The organism is Nostoc sp. (assembly GCF_036917435.1).
GTDB lineage: Bacteria > Cyanobacteriota > Cyanobacteriia > Cyanobacteriales > Nostocaceae > Nostoc.
The window spans coordinates 244251-252019 of sequence record NZ_JBALDM010000012.1 but is presented as its reverse complement, the minus strand read 5'-3'; the positions used below and the strand labels follow the sequence as shown (position 1 = coordinate 252019).

The window sequence follows — 7769 nt, the reverse complement described above, 5'->3', positions numbered from 1 at the left end:
GTACAGCGATGCCGAACCTCTATTGATTGAAGCCCTGGCAATGAGAAAGCGCCTGTTTGCTGGGGAGCATCCCGATGTAGCTACTAGCTTGAACAGTTTAGCTTTGCTCTACAATAGCCAAGGACAGTACAGCGATGCCGAACCTCTGTACATTGAAGCCCTGGCAATGAGAAAGCGCCTGTTTGCTGGGGAGCATCCCAATGTAGCTTCTAGCTTGAACAATTTAGCTTTGCTCTACAATAGCCAAGGACGGTACAGCGATGCCGAACCTCTATTGATTGAAGCCCTGGCAATGAGAAAGCGCCTGTTTGCTGGGGAGCATCCCGATGTAGCTACTAGCTTGAACAATTTAGCTTTGCTCTACTATAGCCAAGGACGGTACAGCGAAGCCGAACCTCTGTACATTGAAGCCCTGGCAATGTGCCAACGGGTGTTAGGCGTTAATCATCCCACTACAGCGACAGTTCGAGAAAATCTAGCAATCCTGCAACGCCAGTCTAATCCCCCCGCTATTTAGAAAGGTCGATTAAGTCACTTTATGCAAATATTAAAGGCGATATTAATTTTACCTTTTTCCCTGCTGTGGCGATTTATTAAAAAATTAATTCGTAATTAAAATATTGCTTTTGTGCAATTGAGAGTGTAGAAAACAATTAGTTGAGTGGAATTATTAGATTCTGCTGATGCACTACAAAAATTAAAATATACAGCGCAGACAGAAGACTGGGGAATTGGGGTAGTGAATGCTGACGGCGAAAAATGCGTTGGCAAAGCCTACACGAAATGCGATCGCTGTTGGAATTACTCCAATACTGTTCGGTTAAAGTAAGAGACGCGATAAATCGCCGTCTCTACAAAGGACTGATTATTGTAGAGACGGTGATTTATCGCGTCTTTGGGATATATTATTTTGATACCGAAAAGAGGACTTGTTCATTCATCCTCTTAAGTTCCCAACATCTGCAAGTTATGCAGAGTGGCATAAAGTCCTCCTTGTTGCAGTAATTGATCGTGACTTCCCTGTTCGATTAATTCGCCACGCTTCAAAACAAAAATCCGGTCTACATTGCGAATTGTAGATAAGCGGTGAGCGATAATAATAGCGGTACGTCTGATCAATAGCTGATTTAATGCCTCTTGAACTAAAGCTTCCGTACCAACATCTAAGCTAGCAGTAGCTTCATCTAGTACCAAAATTTGGGGATTGCGAATAGCAGCCCGTGCAAAAGCTAAAAGTTGCTTTTGACCACTAGAAATATTTGTCCCCCGTTCTCGAAGTTGAGTATCATAACCTTGGGGTAGTTCTTCTATAAACTGAGCAATATTGGTTTGCTCTGCTGCTTCTTGAATCTGTTCAATGGTATAGCCATCTCCTAAAGAAATGTTGCTTTTAACATCGCCAGCAAACAAAAAGCCTTCTTGTAAAATTACTGCCATGTAGCGCCTTAGTTCAGCTTGTGGCACTTCTCGAATATCTACGCCATCGATGAGAATACGTCCTTTAGTTGGTTCGTAGAGGCGGCACAAAAGCCGGATGATCGAAGTTTTACCCGCACCGGTGGGGCCGACTAATGCGACTTTTTCACCAGGACGAATGGTGAAATCTAAGTCTTTAATTACATAATCATCATTTTTGTAAGCAAACCAAACGCGTTCAAAGCAAATCTCTCCCAGTTCAGGCGGGGAAGTGATATCTGGAGATTCTAAATTTGCAACGATCTCGTCTATGTAACCGAATTTAGCATCAAATATTGAGAAGCGAAAGTTGGCGCGATCGCGGATTTCTATCGGTTCATCTAATATATCGCCGACACGCTCAATAGCAGTAAAACCCGCTTGAATGACTGTAAACTTTTCGGCAAAATCTCTTAAAGGGTCAAATAATCGCTGGGCATACAAGATAAATGCAGATAAAGTCCCAAAAGCTAAACTTTTTCCTAAGAGTAACCAACCACCCATATACAAAACACCTGCGATCGCAATCAGCCCAATCCATTCTAAGGTTGCTGAAATAAACGAATCATAGAAGATGGTTTGATCCATTTGCTGAGTGTAACGGCTGTTGGTGGCGCGAAAGAGTTCGGCATTAAATTTTTCTCTGCGGAACAACTGCACAACGTTAATGCCAACGACATTTTCTTGTAACTGTGAGTTCAATATAGAAAGTTCTTCCCGCCCTTTGTAGTTAGCTTTGCGGTACTGTTGCTGAATGTAAACAATTAACCAGGTAACTGGTAACAGCATCAATAACAACAAGCAAGTGAGTTGCCATTGGATGGACAACATTAAACCCAAAATCACCAGCATAGAAAATATATTGGACACAATGCCAATTGCCCCAGTAGAAAAGACATCGCCTAGCACTTCTACATCGCTGGTGATTCTGGTGATTAATTTACCTACGGGTGTGCGGTCAAAAAACCGTACTGCTAAAGATGTTACGTGCTGAAATAAGTCTTGGCGAATTGCGGCGGTGATTTGTTGCCCTAGCTTTTGTACTAAATAACCCTGGTAGCCTGTCAAAAGCAATCGGATTGCGATCGCCATAAACAATAATCCCTCCAGAATATTTAGCCCTTGAGACAAGGGAACATTCCTGAGAAATTCGTAAGTGCTAGGTTCATTGCGAATTAGGGAGATAACTTGGCCAATCAACAGAGGTTGGATGGCATTAGCTAGGGCGATCGGTACGAGTAAAGACATTGAGAGTGCCAATAGTTGCCCGTTACGACGGGCATAAGGCACTAAACGCAAAAATAATCGCCAGTCGTTCTCACGGCGACGAGGTTGCGTATAAGATTTTTTCAGGAATTGGTAGATGCTCATAGTAAGAGCATTATAGTGAACTACCCCACAGTAAGACGAGGGGCTTCCCAATTCATCAGGAACAGCCTCCAGAACTTCGTAGTTATATTGGTCTGACATTCCCTCCAAGGGCAGGAGTCCTGGTTCCCAAGACCCAAATTTTTCTCTTGCAACATGTACCTATTAGCTTGGTTTTCGCTTGTGGCATTGATGGTCAAGACAACACTTATCCTACCAGAAAAACAAGTAGGATTTGTCATACATCCAGAAAGCTTGGCTTACAAGCCCCACCTTATGAGTACATTGAAGGTGGGGACTTCCGCGACTCGTTAATCCTGATAAAAAATACGCTTTTGAGTTGAGGTGATTATGCCTGAGATCGAAACTCCGCGATTGCGACTAAGACACTTTAATCTAAATGACTTTGATTACCTATTTCGCCTCTACAGCGATGCAGAAGTCATGAGGTATTTGTCGCCAAGAAGCAGGGAACAAACCCAGGCAAGTTTAAGCAAACATATCAAACAGTGGCAACAACACAACTTTGGAATGTGGGCAGTAATACACAAAGAAACTGGTACAATGATTGGCCGTTGTGGACTTGGTTTTCTGGAAAATACGCCAGAAGTTGAGCTTGGCTACGTGTTTGACAAGCCCTATTGGAATATGGGAATCGCTACTGAAGCGTCTGTTGCGACTCTAAAGTTTGGATTTTGGGAAGTGAAGCTAGATCGGATAGTAGCGATCGCTCATCCAGAAAACATCGCTTCAGTGCGTGTGATTCAAAAGTTAGGCATGAAGTATAAAAACAATGCTCACCATTATGGTCATGATGTAGTGTACTACGCTCTAACACACACAGAATGGCAGCCTGATGATTCCCTTTACATTTTGAAATCTTAAAACTATCAGTTCCCTACCCTACCATTTCCCTAAAATCATGAGACATGTAGATTTTAGGGAAATGGTGTTAATTACTGCCGAAAAATTTCTACTTTTTGTAACACCACTTCTTGATTCGGACGATCTCTAGTCGTAGCCACATTAGCGATCTTGTTGACTATATCTAAACCTTGCACAACTTCACCAAAAACGCTGTGTTTGTTGTCAAGGTGAGGCGTTGGTGCTTCTGTAATGAACCATTGCGAACCATTTGTACCGCGTCCGGCATTAGCCATCGACAGGATACCTGCACCAGTGTGTCTCAATTCAGGATGAAACTCATCCTCAAATTGATATCCTGGGCCACCAGTACCCCAACGGCTGGCGGTATCTAGATAACGACTCAGAGGATCGCCACACTGAATCATAAAATCAGGGATGACTCGGTGAAAGCGAACTCCATCGTAAGCTGGAGTTCCCTTACCGGATTCACCAGTTTTAGGGTCTTTCCAGTCGATTGTTCCGGTTGCTAGACCAACAAAATTTTTGACGGTGTTGGGAGTTCGTTCTTCTTCCAAACGAACTACGATTTCACCCAAGGAAGTAATTAAACGAGCGTGCAGCTTGCCATTACCGGGAATATTAATTTCTGGAAAGTTCATTAGATATCCTATTTTAACAAGTGCCAGTATTTGAACTATATAAGTTTATCAGCATTCAAGTTACCCCCTTTAGACTTGACAAAAAAACTGAAGGACGAAAACTTGAGCAAACAAATATTAGGACTTACACATTGACAAGAAAGATTAAATATGGATAACTTAAAAAACCACATCTGTCGTAGGGGCAATTCATGAATTGCCCCTACAGCACCGGTTATTTACCATCAAAGAATGATTGATAAAAACCTGAAACCACGTATGTGCGTTGATACATATAGCAGATTGCAACAGGCGTGAGGTACAGATCATCGTAGGGGCACAACATGTTGTGCCCCTACCCGTGTACTTCATTTACCTGCAATACGCTGTAACATAATTCTTTTGTAAAGTGCGTAAGTCCTAAATATTTTACTCAGGCAAATTTATGGCTGGATTCCGGCTAAAGAATCCTCTAGGAACTAGCTGAAAGCCAACTCGGTGAACGGGCATCACAGGCCAATCTTCCGATCGCGGAATATGAGTTACGCCCATTGTGTACCACAGTACGATATCCTCACCCATCAAGGGTTCATCGTCGGCAATATATTTTGGTAAACCCTGTCCTGCTTGAGTTTGGTTTGGATAATCGCCGCCAGCATAGAGTTCAGTAGGTTTATATTTTGTTACCCAGAGGTGATGAGTCGCAAATTCTGCCCGTTGACGGATTTTCGAGCCTTCCACTGGGAAAAACATGGAGTTTCCACCAGGCATTAGCATATATCCAGGTGCAGCCCCTAGGGGATTTTTCTTGTCTGCATTCACAATCATCCATTCCCGACTGCTTTTCATATCCAAATTGCGTACAGCAGCCGTTTCTTTGATGAGTGGGGTTTCTGTAATTGCGATCGCATTTCCTAATGGATTTTTCTCATCCATCGGCAAAGCTTTCACGTTCATTTCCATCACAGAATTAGCTTGACCATCGACATCGAAATCTAGGCGATAGTTGAAAAAGTGCTGGTGATTTACTCCAAAGATATTTTTAGCGATTAGCCGACCATAAGAATTATCCTCAGATTGCTTTTCTGCTGCCGTTCCCTGCGCCAGGACGATACCTGTTAACTCATTTTCGACTTCCAAAGTCCCATCTTGGTGAAAAATCCAATTAAGGCTGTAATCATAATTGTCAACAGCCGTAGTCATCGATATGACTAATTCTCGACTGCGACGGACATCATTACGCCGAGTATTGTAATCATAGTGTTTCCACAGCATTCCGCGATCGCGTTCATAAATACCGATAACTCCTGGTATCTTATAAGGTTCTCCTTGGTCATTCGCAAATACAGCATCCAGCAAAAGACCGTTTTCAGGAATTTCCTTACCTAACTCCATCGTATTTGCTAGTAGACCAAGATTATATTCCCCAACATCAAATGCATTCCTAAACGACCAAGTGGGATTTGGATCGCCGTAAGGAACTACCATTTCCGATAGGCTAGCGCGGTATAAAACTGGTCTGACATTTTTCCCATCATCGTATGTTACTTGATACAATGCCAATCCACTACGAGGATGCATTAAATACCGAAACTTCCAACCTTGCCAGCTAATTTGATTGTCTTTGATCTCAAAACTTTTACCATTAGGTTGGAGAAGTTTTAATACTTTAGGCGCTGAAAGTAATTTTCCCAAAGATTTTATATCATAGTTCCAGTTTTCTTTAGAGAAAGGTACGTTTCCCTTATCAACAAAACTGACAACTTTACCTGTGTTCAAATTTACAGTTGCCACTACTCCTTCAATAGGACTACCGTAATAGTTCCAGTGTTGTCCCTGGTAGTAAGATAAGCTGCGGCAAAGACGATTACCTGCTGCTTCTTCCTGTTTAGTCAAGATTCCTGGAGACCATGAACTGATTTTGACTCGATCGAAATCGGTAATTCCCCGCCTTAACATCGCTTTTTGCCATCGAGGATCGGCTTTAACTACCTGAGTAGCCAGTTCATATTCTGGATTGACGATCGCAGGTTGAACAGAGAGTATTTCTTTCCAGGAATTTAAGGTTTTGCTTGTGAGATCAACGATACCTTCATAAGTTTTGTTTTGCGATCGCTCATAGATTACCAAAAAAGCTTTTCGTCCGAAAGTTTTACCAGCTTTAAATTTCAGAACTTCTTCTTTATCTGGTTCTTGTAAAGCAATAAGTGGAAAAGCTGCCATTTCGCTCAAAGATTTTTCTCTTTTGATGACCGAAACAGCAGTACTAATTTCTGCCTCTGTTAGCGAAGTGAGAGGATGGGAAATCGAAGGCTGTTGAGCCGTCGATATTTCCATTAGTCCCAGTGAGAGAGAAATCACGACAATGATGGGAATCGCTAGCCACAAAAAACGCTTTAGCCGCTTAATCATCTTTTACATTTTTACAAAAGACTTATAGTTATCTATTTCTCAGCCTAAGATTGAAACCCGATAAAATATAGAAGCTAAAGGACTTCCAACAAATAAATTATCCAATCTTGTGGGGTGGGCATCTTGCCCGCCCAGTTAAAGACGGCGGGCAAGATGCCCACCCCACAGGAAATAGTTGAGTATTTTTTTATTTGGAAGTCCCTCAAGCTAAATTAATTTGTCAATAGTTACTCTTTGAAGCGTGGCGATAGCTATCGAGTTCAAAATCCAGGATTCGGTTTAGTTCTTGGTTATGACGCAGATGGGCGTAGGCAGGAAATCATTTCTGTACCTGATTTAGTTAGGGTTGATTACTTCAGATTCGGAAAATAAATAGGCTGCGCTCTCGTCTAATCCAAAATTAAAAAGAGCAAGCACATTTATCTTGCGTTGCTCAATCTAAAATCTAAAATCTAAAATTATTTGATACCTCAGCAATTACGCAGAAACCAAACGACGTAATGATTCAGCACGGCGTTTAGCGATAGGGTTATTTGGATCGATCTTTAGTGCTTCTTCGTAGCTTTGTAACGCCTGAGTAGTTAATTTTTTCTTCTCATAAGCGTGTCCAATATTATTCAACCCTGTTACGTACTCTGGTTTAGATTTCAGGGCTTCTTTATACTGACGAATTGCGAGGTCATATTGCTCTTGGGTAAAATAAATATAACCCAGCCCGTTATAAATAGGGGCAATATTTTCTTCTTCCTCTTCTTCGGCAGCTTTCAGAGCTTTTTGAAACAGCGCGATCGCTTGGGAATACAATTTTTTTTCTGAATAAATACTGGCTAACTCATAATACTCTTGAGTCGTACCCTTTTCTTTCTCTAACTTCTTTCGCAATTTTGCAAAGGAGCCTTCAATCTTGCGAGTTTTGAAAATCTGGCGAAAAACACTCACGGCTGCAATTGTGAGTATACCCACCAAAATTGAGAGATAAACAACGGCTAGACTGTTATCCATTGCTGCAAATACAAATATTATAAAGTT

7 protein-coding genes are annotated in these 7769 nt (G+C 41.8%); 3 read left to right on the top strand and 4 right to left on the bottom strand.

The window, feature by feature from the left end:
* Positions 1 to 517: tetratricopeptide repeat protein (locus tag V7K98_RS05720; RefSeq protein ID WP_335019854.1), on the top strand; the 517-nt coding region annotated here is incomplete at its 5' end.
* A 144-nt stretch (positions 518 to 661) separates the two neighbouring features.
* The gene (locus tag V7K98_RS05715) at positions 662 to 829 is read left to right on the top strand and encodes a hypothetical protein (protein WP_335019853.1); all 168 of its coding nucleotides are present in this window, start codon (positions 662 to 664) and stop codon (positions 827 to 829) included.
* A gap of 116 nt (positions 830 to 945) precedes the next feature.
* Here the strand turns inward: V7K98_RS05715 and V7K98_RS05710 are convergent, their stop codons facing one another.
* The gene (locus tag V7K98_RS05710; protein WP_335019861.1) at positions 946 to 2826 is read right to left on the bottom strand and encodes an ABC transporter ATP-binding protein; all 1881 of its coding nucleotides are present in this window, start codon (positions 2824 to 2826) and stop codon (positions 946 to 948) included.
* Between the two features lie 348 nt (positions 2827 to 3174).
* On the opposite strand from V7K98_RS05710, the gene V7K98_RS05705 reads away from it, so the two are divergent.
* Positions 3175 to 3708 carry a GNAT family N-acetyltransferase gene (locus V7K98_RS05705; protein WP_335019852.1) on the top strand — a complete coding sequence of 178 codons (534 nt, stop codon included), beginning with the start codon at positions 3175 to 3177 and terminating at the stop codon, positions 3706 to 3708.
* Between the two features lie 71 nt (positions 3709 to 3779).
* On the opposite strand, the gene V7K98_RS05700 is transcribed toward V7K98_RS05705, so the two are convergent.
* The 3 genes from V7K98_RS05700 to V7K98_RS05690 form a co-directional block, all read right to left on the bottom strand.
* Positions 3780 to 4349 (bottom strand): peptidylprolyl isomerase, encoded by a 570-nt coding sequence (locus V7K98_RS05700; protein WP_334833421.1) that lies wholly within the window; start codon positions 4347 to 4349, stop codon positions 3780 to 3782.
* 408 nt (positions 4350 to 4757) lie between these two features.
* Entirely contained in the window at positions 4758 to 6740 is a 1983-nt protein-coding gene (locus tag V7K98_RS05695; protein WP_335019851.1) for a primary-amine oxidase, read from the bottom strand.
* 477 nt (positions 6741 to 7217) lie between these two features.
* Positions 7218 to 7742 carry a tetratricopeptide repeat protein gene (locus tag V7K98_RS05690; RefSeq protein WP_335019850.1) on the bottom strand — a complete coding sequence of 175 codons (525 nt, stop codon included), beginning with the start codon at positions 7740 to 7742 and terminating at the stop codon, positions 7218 to 7220.
* Between the last annotated feature and the right edge of the window lie 27 nt (positions 7743 to 7769).

Bases quoted from the DNA above. Each gene is read 5' to 3' on its own strand.
- V7K98_RS05710 (WP_335019861.1), bottom strand. From the start codon at position 2,826: ATGAGCATCTACCAATTCCTGAAAAAATCTTATACGCAACCTCGTCGC.
- V7K98_RS05705 (WP_335019852.1), top strand. From the start codon at position 3,175: ATGCCTGAGATCGAAACTCCGCGATTGCGACTAAGACACTTTAATCTA.
- V7K98_RS05700 (WP_334833421.1), bottom strand. From the start codon at position 4,349: ATGAACTTTCCAGAAATTAATATTCCCGGTAATGGCAAGCTGCACGCT.
- V7K98_RS05695 (WP_335019851.1), bottom strand. From the start codon at position 6,740: ATGATTAAGCGGCTAAAGCGTTTTTTGTGGCTAGCGATTCCCATCATT.
- V7K98_RS05690 (WP_335019850.1), bottom strand. From the start codon at position 7,742: ATGGATAACAGTCTAGCCGTTGTTTATCTCTCAATTTTGGTGGGTATA.